This is a genomic window from Pseudomonas sp. BCRC 81390, from assembly GCF_030341915.1.
GTDB lineage: Bacteria > Pseudomonadota > Gammaproteobacteria > Pseudomonadales > Pseudomonadaceae > Aquipseudomonas.
Map to the genome: position 1 here is coordinate 861 of NZ_JATAAG010000089.1, position 487 is coordinate 1,347.

The 487-nt window shown below is 62.6% G+C and carries 1 protein-coding gene; it reads left to right on the forward strand.

The genetic code is table 11. The annotated features are described in order from the left end of the window. Positions 1-487 (forward strand): immunoglobulin-like domain-containing protein (locus tag QSV36_RS25100; protein ID WP_289135752.1); only part of this gene is annotated, 487 nt, incomplete at both ends.

The following is a 487-nucleotide window of genomic DNA, read 5'->3' on the forward strand; positions in this document are numbered from 1 at the left end:
GATCAACGACTCGGTCGATGTCACCACTGCGACCCTGACGGCGACGCCGTCGGTCACCGAAGGTGGCGTGATCACTTACACCGTGACGCTGAGCAACCCGGCTCAGACCCCGGTGACCGTGACCTTGTCCAACGGCCAGACCATTACCGTTGAAGCCGGTAAGACCCAGGGCAGCGTCGACTTCGAGACCCCGGCGAACGACGTCTACAACAATGGCGCGACCGTCAGCACCACGATTACCGGTGCGACCGGTGGCAACTTCGAACAGCTGACGCCGAATCCGACCCCGGCCCAGACCACGATCAACGACTCGGTCGATGTCACCACCGCGACCCTGACGGCCACGCCGTCGGTGACCGAAGGTGGCGTGATTACCTACACCGTGACCCTGAGCAACCCGGCCCAGACCCCGGTGACCGTGACTTTGTCCAACGGCCAGACCATTACCGTTGAAGCTGGTAAGACCCAGGGCAGCGTCGATTTCGAA